The organism is Haloferula chungangensis (assembly GCF_042664875.1).
GTDB lineage: Bacteria > Verrucomicrobiota > Verrucomicrobiia > Verrucomicrobiales > Akkermansiaceae > Haloferula > Haloferula chungangensis.
In genome coordinates, this window is the sequence record NZ_JBHTBS010000002.1 from 146,789 (window position 1) to 168,618 (window position 21,830).

The 21,830-nt window shown below is 58.8% G+C and carries 19 protein-coding genes; 7 read left to right on the plus strand and 12 right to left on the minus strand.

Annotated features, from left to right (window positions below):
* Complete coding sequence (locus ACFQY0_RS04555; protein ID WP_379709640.1) at positions 1–1,311, minus strand: CCA tRNA nucleotidyltransferase; 1,311 nt, start codon at positions 1,309–1,311, stop codon at positions 1–3.
* Positions 1,312–1,718: 407 nt separating this feature from the next.
* Here ACFQY0_RS04555 and ACFQY0_RS04560 point away from each other — a divergent pair, with 407 nt between their 5' ends.
* Both ACFQY0_RS04560 and ACFQY0_RS04565 read left to right on the plus strand, forming a co-directional pair.
* Positions 1,719–2,849, plus strand: a complete 1,131-nt coding sequence (locus ACFQY0_RS04560) for a serine hydrolase domain-containing protein (RefSeq protein WP_379709643.1) — start codon at positions 1,719–1,721, stop codon at positions 2,847–2,849.
* A 158-nt stretch (positions 2,850–3,007) separates the two neighbouring features.
* A complete protein-coding gene (locus ACFQY0_RS04565; RefSeq protein WP_379709645.1) occupies positions 3,008–3,688 on the plus strand; it encodes a hypothetical protein in 681 nt (226 codons plus the stop codon).
* A gap of 391 nt (positions 3,689–4,079) precedes the next feature.
* Here the strand turns inward: ACFQY0_RS04565 and ACFQY0_RS04570 are convergent, their stop codons facing one another.
* On the minus strand, positions 4,080–4,682 hold the full coding sequence (locus tag ACFQY0_RS04570) for a class I SAM-dependent methyltransferase (RefSeq protein WP_379709647.1): 603 nt from the start codon (positions 4,680–4,682) through the stop codon (positions 4,080–4,082).
* 102 nt (positions 4,683–4,784) lie between these two features.
* Here ACFQY0_RS04570 and ACFQY0_RS04575 point away from each other — a divergent pair, with 102 nt between their 5' ends.
* Complete coding sequence (locus ACFQY0_RS04575; protein ID WP_379709650.1) at positions 4,785–5,936, plus strand: phosphotransferase enzyme family protein; 1,152 nt, start codon at positions 4,785–4,787, stop codon at positions 5,934–5,936.
* 112 nt (positions 5,937–6,048) lie between these two features.
* Here the strand turns inward: ACFQY0_RS04575 and ACFQY0_RS04580 are convergent, their stop codons facing one another.
* On the minus strand, positions 6,049–7,299 hold the full coding sequence (locus ACFQY0_RS04580; RefSeq protein ID WP_379709652.1) for a class I SAM-dependent RNA methyltransferase: 1,251 nt from the start codon (positions 7,297–7,299) through the stop codon (positions 6,049–6,051).
* A gap of 82 nt (positions 7,300–7,381) precedes the next feature.
* Between ACFQY0_RS04580 and ACFQY0_RS04585 the strand changes: the two genes are divergently transcribed.
* A complete protein-coding gene (locus ACFQY0_RS04585; protein WP_379709654.1) occupies positions 7,382–7,747 on the plus strand; it encodes a hypothetical protein in 366 nt (121 codons plus the stop codon).
* On the opposite strand, the gene ACFQY0_RS04590 is transcribed toward ACFQY0_RS04585, so the two are convergent.
* Both ACFQY0_RS04590 and ACFQY0_RS04595 read right to left on the minus strand, forming a co-directional pair.
* On the minus strand, positions 7,734–8,054 hold the full coding sequence (locus tag ACFQY0_RS04590) for a hypothetical protein (protein WP_379709656.1): 321 nt from the start codon (positions 8,052–8,054) through the stop codon (positions 7,734–7,736). The two genes, ACFQY0_RS04585 and ACFQY0_RS04590, sit on opposite strands and share 14 nt — an antisense overlap.
* Before the next feature lie 259 nt (positions 8,055–8,313).
* The gene (locus ACFQY0_RS04595; RefSeq protein ID WP_379709658.1) at positions 8,314–9,294 is read right to left on the minus strand and encodes an alpha/beta fold hydrolase; all 981 of its coding nucleotides are present in this window, start codon (positions 9,292–9,294) and stop codon (positions 8,314–8,316) included.
* 93 nt (positions 9,295–9,387) lie between these two features.
* Between ACFQY0_RS04595 and ACFQY0_RS04600 the strand changes: the two genes are divergently transcribed.
* Positions 9,388–10,014: a polysaccharide biosynthesis/export family protein gene (locus tag ACFQY0_RS04600; protein ID WP_379709660.1), complete on the plus strand. Its 627-nt coding sequence runs from the start codon at positions 9,388–9,390 to the stop codon at positions 10,012–10,014.
* An 82-nt stretch (positions 10,015–10,096) separates the two neighbouring features.
* Here the strand turns inward: ACFQY0_RS04600 and ACFQY0_RS04605 are convergent, their stop codons facing one another.
* A complete protein-coding gene (locus ACFQY0_RS04605; protein ID WP_379709662.1) occupies positions 10,097–10,945 on the minus strand; it encodes an FKBP-type peptidyl-prolyl cis-trans isomerase N-terminal domain-containing protein in 849 nt (282 codons plus the stop codon).
* A 153-nt stretch (positions 10,946–11,098) separates the two neighbouring features.
* On the minus strand, positions 11,099–12,112 hold the full coding sequence (locus ACFQY0_RS04610) for an NHL repeat-containing protein (RefSeq protein ID WP_379709664.1): 1,014 nt from the start codon (positions 12,110–12,112) through the stop codon (positions 11,099–11,101).
* 191 nt (positions 12,113–12,303) lie between these two features.
* On the opposite strand from ACFQY0_RS04610, the gene ACFQY0_RS04615 reads away from it, so the two are divergent.
* Together ACFQY0_RS04615 and ACFQY0_RS04620 are read left to right on the plus strand one after the other, a co-directional pair.
* On the plus strand, positions 12,304–12,861 hold the full coding sequence (locus tag ACFQY0_RS04615) for a hypothetical protein (protein ID WP_379709666.1): 558 nt from the start codon (positions 12,304–12,306) through the stop codon (positions 12,859–12,861).
* Between the two features lie 281 nt (positions 12,862–13,142).
* The gene (locus ACFQY0_RS04620) at positions 13,143–13,925 is read left to right on the plus strand and encodes a hypothetical protein (protein WP_379709668.1); all 783 of its coding nucleotides are present in this window, start codon (positions 13,143–13,145) and stop codon (positions 13,923–13,925) included.
* Between the two features lie 106 nt (positions 13,926–14,031).
* Here the strand turns inward: ACFQY0_RS04620 and ACFQY0_RS04625 are convergent, their stop codons facing one another.
* The 5 genes from ACFQY0_RS04625 to ACFQY0_RS04645 all read right to left on the minus strand — a co-directional run bounded on the left by ACFQY0_RS04625 (position 14,032) and on the right by ACFQY0_RS04645 (position 21,754).
* Positions 14,032–14,736, minus strand: a complete 705-nt coding sequence (locus tag ACFQY0_RS04625) for a 3-keto-disaccharide hydrolase (protein WP_379709670.1) — start codon at positions 14,734–14,736, stop codon at positions 14,032–14,034.
* A 65-nt stretch (positions 14,737–14,801) separates the two neighbouring features.
* Positions 14,802–16,370 carry a mechanosensitive ion channel family protein gene (locus tag ACFQY0_RS04630; RefSeq protein ID WP_379709672.1) on the minus strand — a complete coding sequence of 523 codons (1,569 nt, stop codon included), beginning with the start codon at positions 16,368–16,370 and terminating at the stop codon, positions 14,802–14,804.
* An 89-nt stretch (positions 16,371–16,459) separates the two neighbouring features.
* A complete protein-coding gene (locus ACFQY0_RS04635) occupies positions 16,460–17,779 on the minus strand; it encodes a DUF1501 domain-containing protein (protein WP_379709674.1) in 1,320 nt (439 codons plus the stop codon).
* Positions 17,780–17,879: 100 nt separating this feature from the next.
* Entirely contained in the window at positions 17,880–19,901 is a 2,022-nt protein-coding gene (locus ACFQY0_RS04640) for a DUF1549 domain-containing protein (protein WP_379709676.1), read from the minus strand.
* Between the two features lie 245 nt (positions 19,902–20,146).
* The gene (locus ACFQY0_RS04645) at positions 20,147–21,754 is read right to left on the minus strand and encodes an esterase/lipase family protein (protein WP_379709678.1); all 1,608 of its coding nucleotides are present in this window, start codon (positions 21,752–21,754) and stop codon (positions 20,147–20,149) included.
* Between the last annotated feature and the right edge of the window lie 76 nt (positions 21,755–21,830).

The following is a 21,830-nucleotide window of genomic DNA, read 5'->3' on the forward strand; positions in this document are numbered from 1 at the left end:
TCATAACTGAGCCTTCAACCATGCCAGGGCCTGTTCGCGGTCGATGAGGCGACCTTCAAGTTGCTCGGTCTGGGCGGCTTCCAAAATGACCTTAAAACGAGGACCAGGGGTCAAACCCTCATTGATCAGGTCCCCGCCGGTGATCAGCGGTGGAGGGATGAGCGGCTCGGCGGCGAATTCTTCGCGCCTCTCGATGAGGAACTCAAGGTTGTCGGTGAAGCCATTGGATGAGGCGCAGTCGACGCGATGAAGTTCGAGTTCGAGCGGGAAGGTCGGAGCGGACATGAAGCGCTTCACTTTCGCGGTGCGCATCTGCTGCACGTTCATGAACTGCATGTGGCGCGAGACCATGAAAGCGACTTCCTCGATGACATGGTTCGGATACTTCAGGCGACGAAGGATTTCCTCGGACATGGTGGCGCCAAGGGCGTCGTGGCCGTTGAAGCGGATGCGGCCGGCTTCTTCGTCGAAGGTCTGGGTCGGAGGCTTGGCGATGTCGTGGAGCAGAACGGCGAGGCAAAGCTCGAGCGGGGCATCGGGTCCGATCATTCCGAGCATGATGCGGGTGTGAACGTAGACGTCACCTTCGGGGTGCCATTCGGGGGGCTGTTCGCAACCGATGAGGGCGAGCACTTCGGGCATGAACTGCTCGATGAGGCCGGAGTCGACGAGCTGGTCGAGGCCATTGGCGCGGTTCGGGCAGGTGATGATGCGCGAGAATTCGTCGCGGATGCGCTCGGGCGAGATGCGAGCTAACAGGTGAGCCTGATCCTTGATCGCCTGCCAGGTGCCGGGCTCAATGGCGAAGCCGAAGCGGGTGGCGAAGCGGATGGCGCGGAGGAGGCGCAGGGAGTCTTCGGTGAAGCGCGCGACGGGGTCGCCGATGGCACGGAGGACGCCGGCTTGGAGGTCAGCGAGACCGCCGACGTGGTCGATGATTTCACCGGTGTCAGGGTCTTGGAAGAGTCCGTTAATGGTGAAGTCGCGACGCTGGGCATCTTCTTCCGGGGTGGAGAAGGTGACAGCTTCGGGGCGTCGGCCGTCTTTGTAGGAGCCATCGGTGCGGAAGGTGGCGATCTCGGTGTGGTGTCCTTCGTGACGAACGATGATCACCCCGAAGTGGGCTCCGACTTCGTTGGCTTTCGGGAAAAGGGCGAGGACTTCGCTTGGGGTGGCGGAGGTGGCGATGTCGAAGTCCTTCGGTTCGTGGCCGAGGAACTGGTCGCGCACGCAGCCACCGGCGAAATACGCCACATGCCCGGCCTCACGCAGCTGGCGGGCGAGTTCAGTGGCGGATTGGCGTGGGGTCATGGGCTTTCGCGAAATTGCTGAACCACGGATTACACGGATTGCACGGATGGAGAATGAAGATTTTTGGAAATGGTCAGACTACTAGGTCTCGGGTGATTTTCGGACCAGGATGGATAGGATGGATAGGATGGATAGGATGGATAGGATGGATAGGATGGATAGGATGGATTGGATGGATTGGATGGATTGGATGGATTGGATGAAATTCACAAATCTAATCAGCTGAAATGCCACAATCATCACAGACGCTTGAAACTCCTTCGTGAATCGGATCAGCAATCCCAAAATCCCACCCATCCTATCCATCCTATCCATCTTGGTCCGGTTTTCCCGCAGCTCGGCCGTCTTGAGCGGGGTGAATGGTGAATTTGGCTTTTATCGGAGGGTGGTCGGGCTTAGCGAAGGGCATGGGGGCATCGGAATTCGAAACGGTTGTACAATCCTTTGAGGAGAATTTTCGCACGCGGGGTGAGATTGGCGCTTCGGTAAGCATCTGGTGGAAGGGCGAGGAGATTCTATCGTTGGGGAAAGGGTGGTGCGAAAAGGGCGAGAAGCGGGCTTGGACGAAGGATACTTTGGTGCCGGTGTATTCGGCGACGAAGCCGCTGGCGGCGGCGACACTGCTGCTGGCTTTGGAGAAGAGGGGGCTCGGGGTGGAAACGATGGTGAGGGAAGTGTGGCCGGCGTTCCCGGTGGAGGAGGCGAGTTTCGGGGATCTGCTTTCGCATCAATGCGGGCTCTCGGCGCTCGATCAGGCGGCGAGCATCTGGGAACACGATGAGGTGGTGGCGGCGATCGAGGCGCAGGTGCCGGCATGGCGGCCGGGTCAGGGGCATGGTTATCATGCGCGGACTTTCGGCACGCTGGTGGATGAACCTGTTAGACGGCTGACGGGTAAAGTTTTGGGCCAGCTTTGGTGGGAGGAAATCGCGCAGCCGATGGGCTTGGAGTTTTGGATCGGCCTGCCGGAAAGCGAGTGGGCACGGGTGGCGGAGCTGTATCCCGGGAAGGCATCAGCGGGGGATTTTGCGAGCGGGTTCTATCACGAGTTCAATCGCGAGGGGAGTTTGACGCGTCGGACTTTTGGTTCGCCGAGGGGATTGCGCTCGGTGCAGGAGATGAATGATCCGAAGGCCTGGGCGGCGGGCTTTCCGGCGTCGGGTGGGGTGGGAACGGCGACAGCGTTGGCGAAGTTTTATCAGGCGGCGATTGGCGCGATCGAGAGTCCGTTGAGTGAGTCTGTTAGAAAGGCGCTGGCAACCCGCCGAGTGGAGGGGGATGATCAGGTGCTGATTCAGCCGACGGCGTTTTCGGCGGGGTGTCAGCTTGATCCGGTGGATGCGGATGGGACGAAGGAGAGAGAGCTTTACGGTCCGGATGCGGAGGCATTCGGGCATCCGGGGGCGGGCGGGAGCCATGCCTTTGGGGATCCGGAGTTGGGGCTGAGCTTTGCCTACACGATGAACCAGATGGAGCTCAATGTGATGCCGGGGAGAAGGAGTACGACGCTGGTGGACGCGCTTTTTGGGAAACTTTAGAACTGAAATTTGACGTTTGGGTTCTGGATGGATCTCGGTAGGTCCTACGATCATCTTAAGAACATCGCATGATCCTGATCGATGTGATGCTGGGGAGGTTGCATTAGGTGGGTGATCAGGCTCTTTACGTCGATTGATTTTTGAGGCCAAATGAAGCGATGAGACGTTTTTACCATCGAATGGCTTTTCCGCTGGTACTGTTGGCTTGCGGCTGTGATCAAAAGCAGTCGGATGTTGTCGAGGAATCAGGGAGGGTGGTTAGTACTGATGATGTTTATGTGGGTGATTCTATGCCGCTGAATCTTCCTGTGAATGGGGGGATGTCCGGTCCGTGCAATGAAATCGGCTGGAACTACAAGGTTGCTCCTTACATCGCTGTAGCGGCCCACCTTCAAATGATGGGGAAGGAAGAAGCGATCAGAATTCTGGAGTCTTGGGCCGATTCGGGAAATCACGAAGATCAGATTATAATTTTCTGCCGGATGCTTTTCACTACCAAACGTAAACAGGATTTTGAAGCGCCCCTTCTTGGTCGGCCTGTATACATGGGCCAAAAAAGTTTGGAAAGGTGGTATCTTTCGCCGATCGAAATTTATGACGGGATTCCCATCCTAGTGACCGATGGGTATTGTATGGAAGGAATAAAGGGAACAAGTAGGATGTATCTGAACTATTGTATCAAGAATTGTGAGTGGAGTGAACAGCGCTACAGTCCGGTCAGTTTGGATCAGCTGAAGGTTGTGATTGGTAGGTGGCTCGATGAAACAAAATGGTTGAAGCCTTTGACCGATAGGCAGCGCACGTTTTTTGTGAATCAGGCCAACGAGTTAGAAGGTTAGGGAAAGAGAGTGGATTTCATTGAATACGCTGTTGTTCCCTCCTTTTCGCTGGCTTGGTGGGGCCATCCATCGGGGCGATTCTGCTTTCTGAAGATCGCCAGATGGCGGTCGACGCATTTTCCGAGGGCGTCCGTATAAATGGACACCTTTTACACAGAAGCTCCCGGACATCCAGGGGCGGGCGGGAGCCATGCCTTGGCGATCCAGAGTTAGGCTTGAGCTTTGCCTACACGATGAACCAGATGGAGCTTAATGTGATGCCGGGGAGAAGGAGCACGACGCTGGTGGACGCGCTTTTTGGGGGGTGAATTGGACCGCGGACTTTAGTCCGCCCGGGATGGAGAGTCGCTTGGCTTGATAAGCGGACTGAAGTCCGCGCTCCAATTGGGAGCTACCTTTTGAAGATGGCGAGGTGGCGGTCGACGGATTTTCCGGGGGCGTCGGTTAGGGGGCGGCTTTCGGGGTGGCGGATGCTTGTTAGAAGCTCGGCGCCGAGTTGCTTGAGGCAGGCGGTGGCGAGGGCGTGTTCGCGATCGAAGTAGGAGGTGATGGCGAGGAGGCCGTTGGGTTTCAGGGCGGCGAGGGCGTTGGCGTAGAGGTCGGTCCAGATGGGGGCGTCGTTCCAGAAGTTCTGGTGGCGGATGAAGATGAAGTCGAAGGGCGGGAGCTGCTTCATGCGGTCGGTGCGGGAGGCATCGCCGACACGGAAGTCGAGGTCCCAGCCGAGCGGGGCGGTGGGGATCCAGCGGGAACGGGCTTCATTGATCTCGGGGGCGCGGAGGTCGATGCCGAGGTAGAAGAGGCGGCTGGCGGTGGGGGCGAGGTGGCTGAGAAGGGTGCCGGTTTCATCGGCACGGCCGCAGGCGAGGTTGAGGATGGCGGGGCTTTCGGGCGGATTCCAGGTGGCGGTCTGCAGGCCGATGGCGAGAAGCTTGGAGAGGCGTGCGATATCGCCGTCGATGCCGGGGTAGCTGAAGGGTTTGGCAGGGAGCATTTTGACGGGTTGGTTTTTGGACCAGGATGGATCGGATGAATAGGATGGTTTTGAAGAACTCTCTTTGCTGGATTTCCTGAGTGAGGATTTCATGCTCCGGGCATGTCGTCATTGATTGGTCTCGAAGCGGTCACAGGAATTGCACTGAAGTTTGCGATTGAAGGAAAATTGACGAGCGCGGAGGAGATCGAGACAGGGCACATCAACTCGACCTGGAAGGTGGGATTCGAGACGGAGGACGGGGAGGTGCGCCGATTTATTTTGCAGAGGATCAATGCGTCGGTTTTCAAGGATCCGATGGGGGTGATGCGGAATGTCGAGCGGGTGACGCGGCACATCAACGAGCGGGTGATGCGGAAGAAGGAGGATGTGAGTGGTCAGACGCTGGCGCTTTATCCGGGTCGCGATGGGAGGTTCTGGGTGCCGGATGAGGCGGACGGGATCTGGCGCTGCTACAATTTCATCGAGGGCTGTCGGACTTATGATGTGGTGGAGAATGAGGGGCAGGCGTATCAGGCGGCGCGGGCCTTCGGGGCGTTTCAGGATTTGGTGAGTGATCTTTCGCCTGAGTTGCTGGTGGAGACGATTCCGGGATTTCACGATACCCGATCGCGCTACGAGCACTTGATGGCGGTGGTGGAGGAGAATGCTTGTGGACGAGTGGCTGAGGTGGGGGAGGAGTTGGCGTTCATTCGGGAACGCGAGGGGGAGGTGGATCGGGTGCTAAACTTGTTAGGACGTGGCGACATTCCGCTGCGGATCACGCACAACGATACGAAGATCAACAATGTGATGATCGACGAGGCGAGCGATGAGGCGGTGTGCGTGATCGATCTCGATACGGTGATGCCGGGCTCAGTGCTCTACGACTTCGGTGATCTCGTTCGGACGGCGGTGAGTCCGGCGGAGGAGGATGAAACGGAGCTTTCGAAGATCGTGGTGAGGATGCCGATCTTCGAGGCGCTGGTGGATGGTTATTTGAGCAGCGCGGGTGGGTTTCTCAATGACTCGGAAGTGACGAATCTGGCGTTCTCGGCGAAGCTGATCACGCTGGAGGTGGCGATGCGCTTTCTAACGGATCACCTGGAGGGTGATCGTTATTTCAAGATCCACCATGCGGGACACAACCTTGAGAGGTGCCGGGCGCAGTTGAGGTTGGTGGCGGAGCTTGAGGGGAAGATGGGGGAGATGGAGGCGTGTGTGCTTGATAGAGTGAAAACCCTGTCGTGTGGTGCGAGAGATTCGGATGGGTGACGCCGGGTAATTTCTGTGTTGATGAGTTCTTGTGGTCGAAGTCCATCGCAGGTCGCTCGAAAGCGGTGTCGCCGTTCGAAGACTCACTCTGCCACCGCAGTCCAAATTTGAACTAGGCGCGGACGAGGGTCATGACGCTCTCCAAGTGGCGGGTGTGGGGGAAGAGGTCGAAGGGTTGGACTTTTTCAAGTTTGAAGCCGGCTTCGGTGAGGATGGCGAGGTCGCGGACCTGGGTGGCGGGGTTGCAGGAGACGTAGACGACGCGGGCGGGGCCGAAGGCGATGAGCTGGTCGAGGAATTCCTGCGAGCAGCCCTTGCGCGGCGGGTCGATGACGATGGCGGTCTCGGCTGCGGGGAACTGGATGTCCTTGAAAATGGCTTCGGCCGAGGAGGCGAGGAAGGTGGCGTTGGTAATGCCGTTGGTCTCGGCATTGCGACGCGCCCAGTCGGCGGAAGTTTCGCTGACTTCGACGCCGGCGACTTTTTCAAAGTGCTCGGCGAGGGTCAGGGCGAAGAGGCCGGAGCCGCAGTAGGCATCTACTAGAAACCTCGTATTTCCCGCGGAGGCTTCGCGGGCGACGTGGCCGGTGAAGTCGGGAAGGATGAAGGGGTTGTTCTGGAAGAAGTCGCCGGCGAGGAAGTCGAAGGTGAGCTTGCCGACCTTTTCTGTGGCGACGGCGTTGTGGTTGCTTTCGACGCGGCCATCGGTGGCGCGGAGGAGCAGGGTGGCGCCTTTCTTGTAGGACTTGGCACGCTGGCGGGTTTCATCGCGGAGGCGCGGGAGGGCGGCGTTGATTTCGTCCATGGCGATCGGGCACTGGACGACGTCGATTTGCCCGGAGCGTCGGCCATTTGGCAGGAAGCCGATGGGGCCGATGACGTCGTTTTTGGGCCGATCGAAGTGGGGGGTGATTTTGGAACGGTAGTTCCAGAGTTTTGGCGAAGGGTGGCAGGGCAGGACTTCATGGGTGATGCCGGCCATGTGTTCGAGGAGCTCGGCGACCTGGCGGGTTTTCCAGGCGAGCTGGGCGTCGTAGGTGAAGTGCTGGTACTGGCAGCCGCCGCACTCGCCGAAGAGCGGGCAGGCGGGAGTGGCGCGATCGGGTGAGGCTTCGAGGACTTCGAGGAGGTCGGCGCGGGAGTGGTTCTTGTCGTTGCGGAAGACGCGGATGCGGACCTTTTCGGCGGGGAGGGTGAAGGGGACGAAGACCACCCAATCCGTGGACTGCGTGGGGTCTTCGCTGCTAGGGATGGGGACACGGGCGATGCCGTCGCCGAGGTTGGTGAGGGAATCGATCGTGACTTCGAGTTCCTGGTGATACTCGAAGGGATGAGGGTGAAACTTTTTGGGTGGTCGCGGCACGGGATGGGTTTAGGTGAGATTGGGAAGCTTCCAAGCGGGAAGTGAACTTGCGAGAGCGGGAACTTGATGGCAGCTTGGATAAATGAAGGTGCTCTGGATGCTCGTTTTCGCCCTGCCGCTGATGGCGGAGGAGGTGGATGAGACGACCTGGTATGACTCCGAGGGAAAGGTGGTGCTGGTGGAAGGTCCGGATGCGGTGCCGACCGAGCAGCCCTTTGTGGCGGAGTGGAGGAAGCGGGAGATCGAGAGGCGAGACCGGATGAATTACCGAAATACCGACCCTTTCTACGACGGAATAGGCGACTGGGGGAGCCGCAGCTGGGGGTGGACGACCGGCACCTACGTTCGGGGGCGCTATGGCTGCTTCAGTCCGCGTTTTTACTCGGGATTCCATCGCCCCTACCGCGCGTCGTTTCGGGCGGGATCCCGCGTGATTATTCGCTGGTAGGCTTCGCTTGTTCCGGCGGTTTGGCGATCACGGCGTTGCTGGTGGGCTCCTCGACGGCGGGCTTCATGTCCCGATCCTGCGGCATGGCGGTGAGGCCGGAGGGATCGAGGAGTCCGTCGTCTGGCTTGAAGTTCGCAGGAACCTGCGGTGGTGCCGGAACTTCGGCGCTGTTCTCGCTGGAAGCCTCCGATGAAGCACTTTGCTGGTTGGAAAGGTTCAGATCGAATCCTTCGGAGAGCACGATGGCCTTGGGCGCGCAGGAGCCGAGTGTCAGCACTGCGATGGCAAAGAGTGGAGCGAACTTCATGGACAGGCGGAGAGATTGACGCGGGAGGAAGAGCTTGGCAAGTGATGAGCCTGTCTCGCGTTGGTGGGGGGCTCGTGTGGCAGTAGGATGCCAAGGAGAGACGGGGTTGGTGATAGTGGGGGCAACCCTCCGACACTGAAGCCATGGATGCAGCAGACGAATCGCGCGGAATTACGCGAAAATTGGAGAATCAGGGGGCTGAATCGACTGAAGTCTCTAATGTCAGGGCGCAAAGAGCGCCAAGATGGTTTTTCAGGGCTCAGCCTTGGTCGCGGAGTTCGTCGAGCCAGGTGGCGATGTCCTCGATCACTTCGTCCTTGATGGAGTCATACATTAGCAGGTGGTGGCCTTTCGGATAGTACTTGCGAGTGAGGTCGGTGGACGCCGGGACTTGGGAGACGAAGGATTTGACGTCGTCCGGCGAAGTGAAGAAATCCTGTCCGCCGTGAAGGACGAGCGTGGGCACTTGGTAGTGGGAGGCGCACTCGGGCATGGTCTCGATCATGTCGCCGAGGGTGACGAGAAGTCGCAAGGTGTGCTTGTCGACGTGCCATGAGTTCGTTTCGGACTGCTCGGAGTGAATCGAGTCCTCGGTCATCTGAACGGGTTCGCCGCCGGAGAGGGCATCGATGGAAACGCGTGCGCCGGGGGCCAGTTTCGAAAAGCCGCGGACGAGTTCCTTTTTCCATGTGGGGAAATCCCCACGGATGGCGACGACCGGTGAGGTGACGCCGATGGCATCGCAGGGGGCGGCTCCGCCCTTGCTGACCATGTCGTTGTAGGTGTGGGAGACGATTAGAGAGCCCATGCTCTCGCCGAACCAGACGATCCGAGCGTCTGGGTTCTCTTTCTTGACGAGCTGGGTGAAGGCAAGGAGGTCGGTGGACCAGTTGGCGGGGTCGTCGATGTCACCACGGCGCTCTTTCAAAGGGTCACGTCCCTGGCCGCGGACTTCGTAGGCGTAGACGGCGGTCTCGGGCTGGTTCTTGAGAAGGTGCTTGGCGAGGTTCTCGTAGTCGATCGAAGCGCCGCAAAATCCGTGGAGGGCGATGATGACGGTGTCGGGCTTGCTGCCACTGCGCAGCCACTTGCGGTATTGAAAGGTCTCGTGGCGTAGCTCTTCGTTGGGGCTATGCTTGACGAGGGTGTACGAGGGCGCGCAGTTCGCGATCAGAAGGGCGAACAGGAGTCCTGTGGCGAGTCGAATCAGCCGGCATGTTTGGGGGATCTGCCGTTTCATTTCAAGGGAAGTATCGCCAGCAATTCCGCTAAGGCAATGCCTCGTTTGCGGGATCATGGAATTAACTTTTTGACACAAAGTAAAAATATCGGCATGGATTTCGAGCGTATGAAGATGCTGATAATACGATGGATGGTGGCGACCTGGTTCGCTCTGGGTCTTGCGGCAACGGCGGAGACGCTGAATCCGGGTGATGCGTTCCGGCTGACACTGCGAGGTGTGGGAGCGGTGGAGCAGGAAAAGATCAACGGTGAGTACACGGTTGGTGATGATGGAAAGGTGAGCATGCCTCTGCTGGATCATCTGGTGCAGGCGGCGGGGTTGAGTCCTGGTGGATTTGCACGAGCGGTGGAAAAAGCCTACAAGGATGGCGGGATCTATGCATCGCCGGCGATCGATGTGGTGGCGAAGAAGGGTGTGGTGCAGGACGGGGCGATCGTGAGCGTGGGCGGCCATGTGAAACGTGCGGGTCAGGTGCCATTCCGGCAGGGGATGACGGTGATTCAGGCGCTGGATGCGGCGGGCGGAAGGGATCAGTATGCGGGGCGCAACATGCTGCTCCTCAGAGGCAGAAAGCAGTACTGCATCGACTTCAAGCAACTCGCTCACAAGGGCATCGTATTGAGAGCGAACGATTCGATCCAGGTGGAGATGAAGCCGGCTTTCATCGATCGCTGGAAGGGGAGCGACGAAGCGGTGAAGCCGTTGTTGGCGAATTGAGGGGCAAAGAAAAACCCCATGCCCTGTTAAAGGCATGGGGTTGATGGGATTCTGTCAGACCCGCTGGTGGTCGCAAAGGACTTTACTGCCCTTGACCAGGCATCGGGAATGGCATGCCGCCCGGATGCTGGGGAGCTGGCGCGTCCTCGATGGAGACGAGCTCAAGTTCAAAGATGAGGGTCTGGTTGGGGCCGATGTCGGCGGAGCGGCGTTGCTCGCCGTAAGCAAGCTTGCCGGGAACGAAGAGCTTCCACTTGGCACCGACAGGCATCATGGTCAGGGCTTCCTTAAAGCCTTCGACAACTTGAAGTGTCATCGGGACCGGCTGGCCTTCCGGTGAGGCATCGAACTCGGTGCCGTCGATGAGCGAACCCTTGTAGTTCACCAGGAACTGCTTTTCAGCTTCGCCTTCCTTGGGTGCGGCATACTTGGTGTCGCCGCCTTTTTCGAGAATCTGATACTGGAGTCCGCTGTCGGTGGTGACGATGCCGTCCTTCTTGCCGTTTTCTTCGAGGAAAGCAGCACCATCCTTGGCATTCTTTTCACCGAGGGCCTTTTCACGCTCCTGCAGCATGTTGCCGAGGGCCTGCATGGCGGCGCCAAGCTTTTCGGCATCGATGCCTGGCTCATCGCCTTGGAAGCCGGCCATGAATCCTTCCAGGAACTTGGCGTTGTCGATGTCGTCAGTCGTGACGCCGAAGCTGCCCCAGCGCTGGCCGAATTCGCCACCGGTGCGGTAGCCGAGACCGTAGGACGACTGGGTCTTCATTTCAGCCGGATCCATGGGAGGAGCGGCTGGGGGTGGCACGGCGACTGGGGGAGAAACAGCCTTGGGTTTTTCCGCGGCGGGAGCGGCTTCGTCTTGGGCGGTTGCAGCGAGTGACGCAGCAAGGCTGAGAGCCAGGACGCCGGGGATGATTTGAGGTTTCATGTCGCGAGGAGGCTAGGGGCGAATCCTGCGGATGCAAGAGGGGAGTGAGGGGAGATGAAGGGGCCCGATGTCATAAGAAAGGTGCCTCTCTTCGGGAAATCGCGCCTTTCCGAATCCTTGACGAAGCCTGCGATGGCTGAGCCTATCTTCGGATCACTTGAGTTTTACTAACTTGGTGACGCGGCCGGTTTTGTTCCAGTCCTCGACATAGAGATTGCCTTCCTTGTCGAACGACAGTCCGTGGGGTGCGGTGAAGATACCGAGACTCATCTCGTTGGGAGGCACGGGGAATTTGGCCCACTGGCTTTTGTCCGGATTGTCGCCAAGGAAAGCGACGGGTGTGCCGGCCTTGTCGAGGATCGTCACTCGGGCCTCGAGTTCGGCGACGGCGCAATGATGTCCGTGGATGGAAACCGAGCAGGGGCGACGAAGGTTGGTGGCGTATTCGCCAATCCAGTTGCCCTCGAGGTCGGTGTGGAAAAGACGGCGATTCTCACGGTCGCAAACAAGCAGACGAGGCGTGCCGTAGCGGAGATCGACCTTGAGGCTGTGGCTGGTGGTGGTGGCGACCTTCCTGCCTTTGCCCTTCCCTCCGAAGCTCTTGAGGTGTTTGCCCTTGGCGTCGAATTTGTGGATGAAGTTGGCCCCATATCCCATGGAACAAAAGATCGAACCATCGGGGGCGACCGCGACACCTGTCAGTCCTTTCCAACCGCCCTGAATCTGACCGTTGGTGGCTTTGGAGATTTCGAGAAGTACTTTACCGTCGGTGTCGAGTTTGACGACGCGGAATGGTTTCGGGCCGCTGAGCTGGGCACCGTAGATCACGGTGTTGCCATTTTCCTCGGCGATGTCCATGGCGTGGAAACCTTTGAACTCAGGCGAAAAACTCCTGACGAGTTTGCCGTCGGGTTGATAGACAAGGACGCCGTGTTCGGCATCGGTTGAGACGTAGATCAGGCCGCTTTTTGGGTCGACGACCACCCCGCCGTGGGTCGGGCCGATGGGCTTGCCATCAGGGAGTTCGCCCCAGTGCGGGACGGCCTCATAGGTCCAGGTGCCATTGCCGGTGCGGACGGGAGACTCGGGACCCTTGCCTGGAGCCGTGCCATTGTCCGGATGGGCGAACGCGAGGCTAGGGAGGAGAAGAAGGATGATCGGCTTCATGTTGAGAAGAGTGAAAGGGAGGGCTTGCGGTAGGGGGAACTCTAAATTCGGGGTGGGATCGATGTTTTTTTCAAAGTGAGAGCAGACGGCGGGGATTGGGGATGTCGAGGAAGCGGTTCCGTTTGCCTTGGTCTTCATCTGTGGGGATTCGGAGGTCCCGGTGGGTTGACAGGGAGGGTAAGGTTCCTGTTATGGCTGAGAAAAAGAAAAGGTCGTTGGGACGCTGGGTCCTCGTCGCAGGCATCCTCCTGCTTCTCGTCGCCGTCTGGTATTTCAGCGATTCGACACGTGCCGTCGATAGAGCGAAAAGAATCGAAGGGTTGGTGTTGGTCAATTCACTGGTGAAGGCCGTCGAGAATTTTCAGATGGAATACGATCGCTTGCCCGACATAGGAGCGGTTCAGATCCCTAGTGACGGACCTGCGGGTGAGATGTTCTTGGGAATTTTGACCGGTGCGGAAGAATCTCAAAGGGATCTTCAGAATCTGCGTTCGATCGTCTTCTTGCAGGGTAAAGAAGCGAAGGATCGCAAAGGGGGGTTGGTTTACGGACCAGATGATCGTGTGAAGGCAATTTATGACCCGTTTGGAAATCCCTACATGGTGATCCTCAATGCGAAGAAGGAGGATTCGCTGGTTTTTCAATATGGTGACCAGAATGTGATGCTGCGCGGCAAGGGGGTGGCCGCGTACAGTCCGGGAAAGGACGGAAAGCTCAATACGCCCGATGATATAAGGAGCTGGAATTGAGACCTCGCGAGAAGGTCGTTTTGGCAGTCGGGATGTCGGGCAATGCGGGAGCCCATGAAGCTCACTTGAGGCGGGTTCTCGCAGGTTCTGATTGAAGCGACGACTCCCCCGTGACGGCACCTTGAGCTTAAGACCCCTGTTTTCAACGGAAGGTCCCGCTCAGAATGTCAGGGGCATCGAACGTGGCTCGTGATTCGCTCGATCGGCACCCTTGGGGCTTTCGACGGCACGGTTTCCAGTTGATATCCGGTGGTGACGGGGATAGTCAACTGGCTCGATTCATGAAACTCCGCACCGTCCTTACTTCTGTCGCCCTTCTCTCTGCTCCGGCCTTTGCCGGGACTCCCGATGTCGAACCTGTCCTTACCCCGGCGCCTTCGGCATCGGACGGCTGGGAATTCCGCCTCGCCATCTATGGCCCGATGATGGGCATGGATGGAACGGTCGGCGTGGGACCCGTGGTCGGAACGGTGGACATTCCATTTTCAGAGATCCTCGAATCCCTCGACGGAGGTTTCTTTTCCAGCTTCGAGGCGCGTGGAAACCGCTGGTCGATCAATGGCGACATCATGTGGCTCAAGATGTCATCCTCATCCTACCCGGGTCCCAATTCGTATCTCGGCTTCAAGCAGGAGCAGTTCATGAGCACGCTGACCACCGGTTTTGAACTCTATGAGGATGAGTCGACGGTTTTCGACATCTTTGGAGGTCTGGCGGTGACCAGTCTCGATGTGGACGTCGATTTCACCACTTTCCCTGCCTTGCGTCCACCGGTCTCCCGCACGATTGGAGGTTCCGAAACCTGGATTGATCCCATCGTGGGTCTCCGTGCGAGACATCGCTTTGCTGACAACTGGTCGGTCTTTGGGAGTGCCTCTTATGGTGGCTTTGGCGTAGGGTCGGACGAATATTGGCAGCTCATTGGCGGTATTGCCTATCACATGACGGAGCACTCATCGATCGCTCTGGCCTATCGCGGCATTGGCGTGGACTACCGGGACGACAATTTCCTCTACAACACCAAGACCTACGGCCCGAACCTTGGAATCATGTTCCGCTTCTGAGTGGGTGCCGAGGGGATCTGAAATCCTCACATTCTCCATCGATTAAAACAGGGGCAGCAACTTTGCTGCCCTTCTTTCGTTAGGTGGAACGGGGCGATCCCGAAGCTCAGCCCTGATCATCGACGAGGGGGATGAGGAGGGCGTTTCTGATCTCCACCTTCATTTCGAGTTGGTCGTGCATCTGGATACCGATCAGCCCTTCTTTGGATCGTTTGGGATCGTTGTCGGTGTAATCGATGATCTTGGTGCCGTTCATCCAGTACTCGATTCGATTGCCTTTGGCGCGAATCGTCATGCGGTTCCAGTCTTGCGCTTTGAAGACCTTTTCCATGACTTTCTGATCGGCGGAGATTCTCAGTGAAGGGCGGGCATACCAATCTCCAAGTGAGCCGTTGTGCCTGCTCGCAAGTCCCGCATCGAATTCGTATCCGGAGGGCGCCTCATAACGGGTTCCAGGTTTGCCTCGCTTGAAGGTGAAGGGCTTCACCCGAAAGTAGATCCCCGAGTTCGCCCTCGGTCCTCCACTCAATCTAACATCAGCGGAAAAGACGAAGTCAGCGAACTTCGCCGTGGTGTAGATCCATTCGGGAGTCTGGAGTTTTTCTCCTTTGGTGTCGCCCGTAATGACTCCGTCCTTGATCGACCACCGCGAGGAGGGGACCTGCCAGCCTTTCAGAGATTGATCGGAGATCAGGGTAATCACCTTGTCTCCCTTCAGCTTCGGTTCGGAGTCGTCCTGAGCGGACTCAGCCGAGACAAAACTGCTGAGCAGGATCAGAAACGTGCACGAAAGCGTCGTAAGGGTCTTCATCTCTCCCAGACCTACGGGTCCTGAGAGAAGTGTCAAACTGGAAACAAACGGAGCAACCCGGGATATTACTCCTCCGGAGGAAGCACGAGGGCCTCGGGCTGGGCGACGAAGTTCGGGGACATGATCTGGACCTTGGCTTCCGCAAATGCGTCCTGGATACGCTGATGGAGATCGGAAAGCACTGCTCCCTTGCGGGTGATGTCGGCAGGAACAAACCGGAGTTCGTAGGCGACGTAAAAGTCGGAGAGGGCGGTTTGGACAACTTTTGGCTCGGGGTTTTCCCGGATTCCCGGGGTGCGGTCGGCGGCACGCAGGAGAAGTTCGTGAACCTGACGCCAGGGTGTGTCGTAACCAATGGTGACAGCGGTGCAAAGTTCGGTGCGCTGGTCATCGACCAGGCGGGAGTAGTTCAAGGTGTCCTTGGCAATGAGGACGGCATTCGGAACGGTGACGTATTCGTTCTTCGGGGTGCGCACTTTGGTCGAGAGCAGACCAATGTCGGTGATCACGCCTTCGACATCGCCGACGCGGGCATACTCGCCGGTGCGGACCGCGCCCGAGTAGAGGACGACGAATCCGCTCATGAGCTGATTGACGAGACCGGTGGAGCCGAGCGAAATCATCAAACCGAGGAGGACGCCGACACCCTTGAACGCATCGGAGTCCGATCCGGGGATGTAGGGGTAGGCAATGACGAGGCCAAAGATCCAGATGAGGACGGAGGCGATGCGGCGGGTGGCGCGTGCGGTGTCTTTGGCAAAGGCGCTGTCGCTCTCGGTCTCTCCTTCAAAGCTGCGCAGCACCTGAGTGGTGATGCGGGCGGTTCCACGGGTAAGGAAGAAGATGAGCACCACCATCAGGAGGTTGGGGATGGATGCGAGGACGCTGGAAAAAAATTCGCCGCCGAGGTGGGTCACGTGCTTGCCAAGAACGGCGGCCCAAGGGGCGGAGAAGGGGAACTGGCCGAGAACGGCGGTGATCCAGAGGTAGCAGGCACCGATGCCAATGACGGAGATGAGGATGGCGGTGATTCGACGGGAAATCTGCAGAAAAGCGGGACGGAGGTCGAGGTCGCGTTGCTTGAGAGTGGAGAGCTTGGAGGTGCTGCGGACGAAGAATCGGCGGATGATGCGGTTGAGCTTCTGGAGCCCGTAGAGGAAGGCCGCGAGGACGAGGGTGGCGAGGACGGAAATGCCGAAGCCCTTGAGGTTGATTTTCCAGTTGCGCTGCTCGAGCCGGGCGATGCGAAGCGCGTCCAGCCGTGTGACGACGCTACTGCTGAGGCCCTCGAGTGTCTCTCCATCGGCACTATTGATATCTCCTTCGACCAAGGTGAAGAGGAGCCGCTTTCCGGAAAGGAATGAAACACCATTCAGGTCACCAAGTTTGACCGACTGGGCGGTGACGGGATCGTAAAGGGAGAACTCGGGAAGCTCCTGAATTCGGCGTAGAGCGGTGTCCCGCCGGATGGTAGGGCTGAGGGTGGCGATGGAAGCGCGGAAAGTGACGATGTCGCGTTGCCAGACGACGAGCTCGGCGGGCTCGGGCGTGTTCTCCTTGTCCGCACGATCCTCTGCGAAAAGTGGAGCGTTGAAAAGGAACAGGAAGAGTACGACGAGGTGTAACCGAATCACAAGCGATCTATGGTGCTTGGATTCCCATGGAGTCAAGCTCGCCGGTGGGGTGGGATCGCCGTAATCCCGGCCACCGGTGATCGCGATCCTCAGGAGAAAATCGAGGTGATAGGCAGTCCTTTGAGTCCACCCATCCGGAAGGGTCGGCGGGTCGGTGACATGACAGGGAGGTCGTGGGGGAGCCCGAGGGCGAAGGCGATGCTGGCATTGAAGTCAGCGGCGCCAACGGGATCCTTGATGACGTTGGAGGCGGTTTTGTCGGTTTCCCCATAAACCTGACCGCCGCGAATCCCGCCGCCGGCCATCAGACAGGAGAAGGCTTTGGGGTAGTGGTTGCGGCCGGCTTTGTCGGCGACGATTTTCGGGGAGCGACCAAACTCGGTGGCGACGACGATGAGGGTGCTGTCCAACAACCCGCGCGACTCCAGGTCGGTGAAAAGAGCGGAGAGTGCCTGGTCGAGCACCGGGATTTTATCTTCCATTTGCTCAAAGTTGTCGGCATGCCAATCGAAGCCACCGTATTCCACTTCGACAAAGCGCACGCCTCTCTCGATGAGGCGGCGAGAGAGAAGCACGCCTTGAGCGAAACGCTGGTTGCCGTAGGCGGCGCGGGTGGTCTTGCTTTCCTTGGAGAGATCGAAGGCTTCGAGGTCTTCGCTTTTCATGAGCTTCACGGCGGAGTCGTAGACTTCGGTATAGGCTCTAACCGACTTCTGACCCTTGTGGTATTTGGTGTCGAAGTCGTGGTCGAGTTCCTCGCGTAGGGTGAGCTGGCGTTGGAAGGATTCGTCGTCGGTGTTGCCGCGTCGTTTGACGTTGCGGAGCCCCTGGGCGGGATCGCCGATGGGAAGCGGGGAGAACTGAGGCTCAAAGAAGCCGCCGCCGGGGTGGCGGTTGCCACCGCCAATGAGGACAAACGAGGGGAGGGTATCATTGATGCCGCCGGCGAGCTTCGAGACCCATGAGCCGGAGGAGGGATGGCTGATGGTGCCGCGTGGGGCGTAGCCGGTGTGCATCAGGTATTTTCCCTCAGCATGCGCACCTTGGGTCGTATTCAGGGAGCGGATCAGGGCAACCTTGTCCATGTGTCGGGCCAGCAGCGGCAGGCAATGACCGAGCTGGATGCCATCGACGTTGGTGGAGATGGCCTCGGTCGGTCCGCGATACTCGGAGGGGGCATCGGGCTTGGGGTCGAAGGTGTCAATGTGGGTCATACCCCCGGACATGTAGAGGTAGATGACCTGCTTGGCTTTTCCTCCCCCCGCTTTGATCACGGCTGGATCGGCGGCGAGGGCTTGAGGACTGAAGAGGCTGGCGGCGGAACCACCAATGGTGAGCCCGAAACACGTGCGTGCCGTGCGAGCGAGGAATTCGCGACGTGAGACTTCGTTGAGCTGATTCGGGTTCATGGTGGAAATCTTTGAGGTTTTTGAAACGCCAGGACGCCAAGAGCGCCAAGTTTTAGGAAAGGTGTTAGAGTGGACTTGCTGAACGCGCGGTCCGGATTGCTTACTGGATGAAGATGAATTGGTTGGAAGTGAGCATGGCGCGGGTGAGGTCGCGCAGGGTTTCGGGATTGGCTGCGAGGGGGGTGAAGCGCTCGATCTCGGCGGAGCTCGGCTCGCGGGAGTAAAGGGTGAGGAAAATGGTTTCGAGGCGTTCCTTCGGAGAGTCCAATTGGAGTAGTCGCTTCCCGAGCGGGCTCTTCCTGTTGGCTGCGATGTCGGTCTTGGGGTCGTTGAGCAGGGCGAGGGCTTGAGGAACGGTGGCGGTGGTATTGCTGGAAGATGGGGTCTCCCGGTCGGAACCGCCGAACTCCCGAACGAGCGTGCTGGGATTGAAGGGAGCGGGCTGCTCCGAGGCGCGGGCGATGAAGCCTTTGTCACGCTTCTGCATGCCTTGACCCATCATGTTCATCATGCTGAGCGGTTCGCGCTGCATGCGGGCTTCGCTCTGTTCGTTGCGGGCCTCCTGATAGGCTGCTTGCAGTTGCTTACGCTCGGCTTGGGTCTTCGCGCTGGCGAGCTGCTTCTGAGCTTCACGGACCTTGGCTTGAGCGTCCCGGAACTCTTGTTCAGCTTGGCGGGTGGATTCGGCGCGACGCATCAGGTCCCGGGAATCGGCATTGAGAAGATTCGCGACTTGTTCGCGGTAGGCGGTCCATTTGCTGGCGTGAGATTTGAGCTGGGTGTCGTCCACATCACCGTGGGTGAGGACGAGGAAGGAATCATAGAGTTGCTCGGCACTCATGCGCTGGAGTGCCGGACCGCGGACGAGGTGAGGGACGCCGAGGGCGGGTTCTTCGGATTCACACTCACGCTGGAAAAGCTTGGTTAGATAGAGAACCCGGAGGAACTGGCGGAGGTCATAGCCGACGTCCTTCATGATGGTTTCCAAGTGAGCGAGAACCTCCGGATGGGCAGGCTCGCTATCGGAACTCCAGTCATCGATGGGGTCGTGCAATCCGTGTCCGAAGGTGCGAGCCCAGAGGCGGTTGACGATGACCTTTGTGAAGTAGGGATTGTCATCGGCGGTGACCCAGGCCGCAAAGGCCTGGCGTCGGTCCTCTGGTGCGACATTCTCCAGATGGGTGCCGAAGAGCGTTTCAGGGTCGACGACTTCCTTCGGCTGCGCGTCGTTGTATTGATAGTCTTCGGGGAGGAAAAGCTGCTGCTTTGGATTGTCGAAAATGGCGTTCTTATTGAAGTCCTTAAAGACTGGCCGGAGCTGGTTGCCGAGCTTGCGATTGCGGTTCTGGGCCTCTCTTTGTTTGTTCTTTGCCTGGGCGGCGGTCTTTCTGCCTTTGAAGTTTCCTTTTCCCTCCGAGCCATGGAGGTCTGAGCCAACCCGCTTGATGGTGTTGGCGACATCTTGACTGCGATAGGTGAAGCCGCCACCAAAGGCGGCCATTTGGTAGTACTCGTACTGGGTCCACTCATCGAAGGGATGATCGTGACACTGAGCGCAGCCGATCTGGCGGCCGAGAAAGACCTGCATGGTGTTGCTGAAGTTATCGAGTTGCATGTTCCGATCACGCAGATAGTAGCCGACGGCGGGGTTGCTGGCGGCGTGGCCCGTGGCACTGAGCATTTCACCGACGGTCTGGTTCCATGGCTTGTCTTCAGCGAGTGATTGACGCAGCCAGACGTGCCAGCCGAGACCGAACTGTTCCTGCCTGGTCTGGAGCCGCAGGAGGTCGCCGGCCCAGTTGAAGAGGTGCGAATCGAAGCCGGGTGATGCGGCAAGTTCCTCGACGAGCCTGGCGCGTTTGTCGGCGGAGCCTTCTTCGTAAAATCGGCGCGCTTCGTCCTCGGTGGGAATGCGGCCGATGATGCCGAGGTAGGCGCGGCGGAGGAAAGTGGCGTTGTCGATCAGGCCGTTGGGCTTGAGGTGTGCCTTTTGGAGGTCGGCGTTGAGGAGCGAGTCAATGCGGTCAGCGGCCTGCTGCGCCTGCTGATGGGAAAGCGCTTGGCCGCTGGTCGGAGAAGCGATCAGCAGCGAAAGGGGTAGCAGGAAGGGGAGTGCTTTCATCCGTAGCCCATGGTTACCGGATGAATGAGGGAATCTTTTCAAGCGCTCGGAAAGTTTCCGAGGGGGAAAGGCTCACGAAGCCGTTTCAAATGTGACGGCAAGCTTCGTGGGTCCGCACCAACTGATGCCGACAGGATTCCCGGCCACCGTGGACCGGCCATCCAAGCACCACAGGCTGCCCCAGGCCGAGATGGTTGGGGGACTGGGCATCGGTGGTTTAAAACTCAGAGCTGAGATCAGGATACCTAGTTTTTCAAACCCGCGTGTGCGCGGAGGATGCGACGGGCTTCTTGAATGCCTTCCGGGTTCTGGTGGGAACTGTGATGGGAGGGGACGATTTTTTCGGAGACCGCGGTGTCGAGGTGGGAACTCCAGTAGGCAACAATGCCATCGCTGGAGTCCGGGGTGTCGCCCTTTCCTCGGTCACCCACGACCGAGTGGAAGGGAACGCGGCTGTCGATCGGATGCTTGTTGATCGCCAGGATGAAGCGGTTGTTCGGCGCAAGGGTGTCGATGCTATTTGGGGCGCGGTTCAGGACGAGAGCGGCGGGGTCGGCGCTGGCGATGCTGACCATGGAGTCCCGGGCATCAGCGATGAAGGCGGGGGCGCGGACCAGTTTGGCTCCAAATCTGCCGATCCAGCTGGTAGCGATGATGCTCCCCCGGTGGGGACCGGAGAAGAAGATGGCGCGGGAGACTTCCGGGCGTGATTTGAAGATCAGGGACTCCTCGAGGATGTGACGGCTTTCACCCGTGATTTTGGTCGCCGAAGGCGGCTCACCAAAGTAGCTGACCCACAATTTGTCATCGACGTCGGTGATCATGAGTCGGGTCAAGAGGCTGCCCATGCTGTGGCCAATCATCACGATGTCCTTGTGGCCGGGGAAGGCACGGTTCATGCGGTCCAGCTCCTTTCGGAGCAGGGCGGCGGAGTACGGATAGGGGTAGCCGCTGGAGTAACTGAAGACCCAGAACTGATACTTTTTGCGGATCTGCGGATCCTTCATGAGCTCGAAATACATCGGCACCCAGGTGGCGGGGGTGCTCTGGAGGCCGTGGACCATCAGCACGGGGATGCGGTCCGGATCGTAGGGCTGGAGACGGGTCAGACGGCACGTGTTGCTGAAACGTTGGGGATTGAGAAGTCGGGCCAGACCGAGCTTGTCGACGCGTGTGGTGGAGAGGGCGTAAGAGACGTTGGTGCCGAAGTCGGCATGCAGCGGGTAGCGATGACCTCCGATGGTCACCTGATCGACGTCGTAGGGGTCCTTGAGTTCGACGGTCGCCTTGTTACCTTGAAAATGAATGAGCGCCGTGATGTTGCGATAGCGCATGTTCTGATCGAAGGATTCATTCTCGGTGGGGGGAGCGCTGAGCAGCGCGAGGAAGGGGGCGCCGGCGCCGACTTCGATCGACGGCTTCTGGGCGAGGGATCCTGCGAACTCGATGGAGTCGGAGGCAATGAAATCGCGCTTTTCGGCATTGAGGTCGGAAGGCTGCTCCCCGCGGAGGACGAAGCGGGTTCTTGGCCCGGCGAGCTGGACTTCATTCATCCATGGTTTGACGCCGGATTCCCTGATCTGCTCGATGAAGCGTGCGGTCAGGTAGTTGTATTCGTGCAGCGCGCTGGAATCGCCGGCGGCAAGGCGATCATAGGCAATGCGGACGTCTTCCAGGGTGGCGGCGGCTTGATCCAGGGGGGCATTTCTCGAGGTTTTTGAGGCGGCCTTGAGCGAGGCTTCGCTGACCACCACGGATGCGGGCCGGTCCGGTTTTACCTCGTGGACGTAGATCGGTGCATAGCAACTGACGAGGGTGAGACAGAGGAGCAGAGTGAGGTGGAGACGGATCATGGACATCGTGCCGGGTGGCGATTTGGGGGAAGAATTGTTGGCGAACGGAGAGTGTCAAGAGGTTGCGCTCGAAGGC

What these genes read in the sequence shown, in the direction of transcription:
- ACFQY0_RS04555 (WP_379709640.1), bottom strand. Translation starts at nt 1,311, where the DNA reads ATGACCCCACGCCAATCCGCCACTGAACTCGCCCGCCAGCTGCGTGAG.
- ACFQY0_RS04560 (WP_379709643.1), top strand. Translation starts at nt 1,719, where the DNA reads ATGGGGGCATCGGAATTCGAAACGGTTGTACAATCCTTTGAGGAGAAT.
- ACFQY0_RS04565 (WP_379709645.1), top strand. Translation starts at nt 3,008, where the DNA reads ATGAGACGTTTTTACCATCGAATGGCTTTTCCGCTGGTACTGTTGGCT.
- ACFQY0_RS04570 (WP_379709647.1), bottom strand. Translation starts at nt 4,682, where the DNA reads ATGCTCCCTGCCAAACCCTTCAGCTACCCCGGCATCGACGGCGATATC.
- ACFQY0_RS04575 (WP_379709650.1), top strand. Translation starts at nt 4,785, where the DNA reads ATGTCGTCATTGATTGGTCTCGAAGCGGTCACAGGAATTGCACTGAAG.
- ACFQY0_RS04585 (WP_379709654.1), top strand. Translation starts at nt 7,382, where the DNA reads ATGAAGGTGCTCTGGATGCTCGTTTTCGCCCTGCCGCTGATGGCGGAG.
- ACFQY0_RS04590 (WP_379709656.1), bottom strand. Translation starts at nt 8,054, where the DNA reads ATGAAGTTCGCTCCACTCTTTGCCATCGCAGTGCTGACACTCGGCTCC.
- ACFQY0_RS04595 (WP_379709658.1), bottom strand. Translation starts at nt 9,294, where the DNA reads ATGAAACGGCAGATCCCCCAAACATGCCGGCTGATTCGACTCGCCACA.
- ACFQY0_RS04600 (WP_379709660.1), top strand. Translation starts at nt 9,388, where the DNA reads ATGGATTTCGAGCGTATGAAGATGCTGATAATACGATGGATGGTGGCG.
- ACFQY0_RS04605 (WP_379709662.1), bottom strand. Translation starts at nt 10,945, where the DNA reads ATGAAACCTCAAATCATCCCCGGCGTCCTGGCTCTCAGCCTTGCTGCG.
- ACFQY0_RS04610 (WP_379709664.1), bottom strand. Translation starts at nt 12,112, where the DNA reads ATGAAGCCGATCATCCTTCTTCTCCTCCCTAGCCTCGCGTTCGCCCAT.
- ACFQY0_RS04615 (WP_379709666.1), top strand. Translation starts at nt 12,304, where the DNA reads ATGGCTGAGAAAAAGAAAAGGTCGTTGGGACGCTGGGTCCTCGTCGCA.
- ACFQY0_RS04620 (WP_379709668.1), top strand. Translation starts at nt 13,143, where the DNA reads ATGAAACTCCGCACCGTCCTTACTTCTGTCGCCCTTCTCTCTGCTCCG.
- ACFQY0_RS04625 (WP_379709670.1), bottom strand. Translation starts at nt 14,736, where the DNA reads ATGAAGACCCTTACGACGCTTTCGTGCACGTTTCTGATCCTGCTCAGC.
- ACFQY0_RS04635 (WP_379709674.1), bottom strand. Translation starts at nt 17,779, where the DNA reads ATGAACCCGAATCAGCTCAACGAAGTCTCACGTCGCGAATTCCTCGCT.
- ACFQY0_RS04640 (WP_379709676.1), bottom strand. Translation starts at nt 19,901, where the DNA reads ATGAAAGCACTCCCCTTCCTGCTACCCCTTTCGCTGCTGATCGCTTCT.
- ACFQY0_RS04645 (WP_379709678.1), bottom strand. Translation starts at nt 21,754, where the DNA reads ATGATCCGTCTCCACCTCACTCTGCTCCTCTGTCTCACCCTCGTCAGT.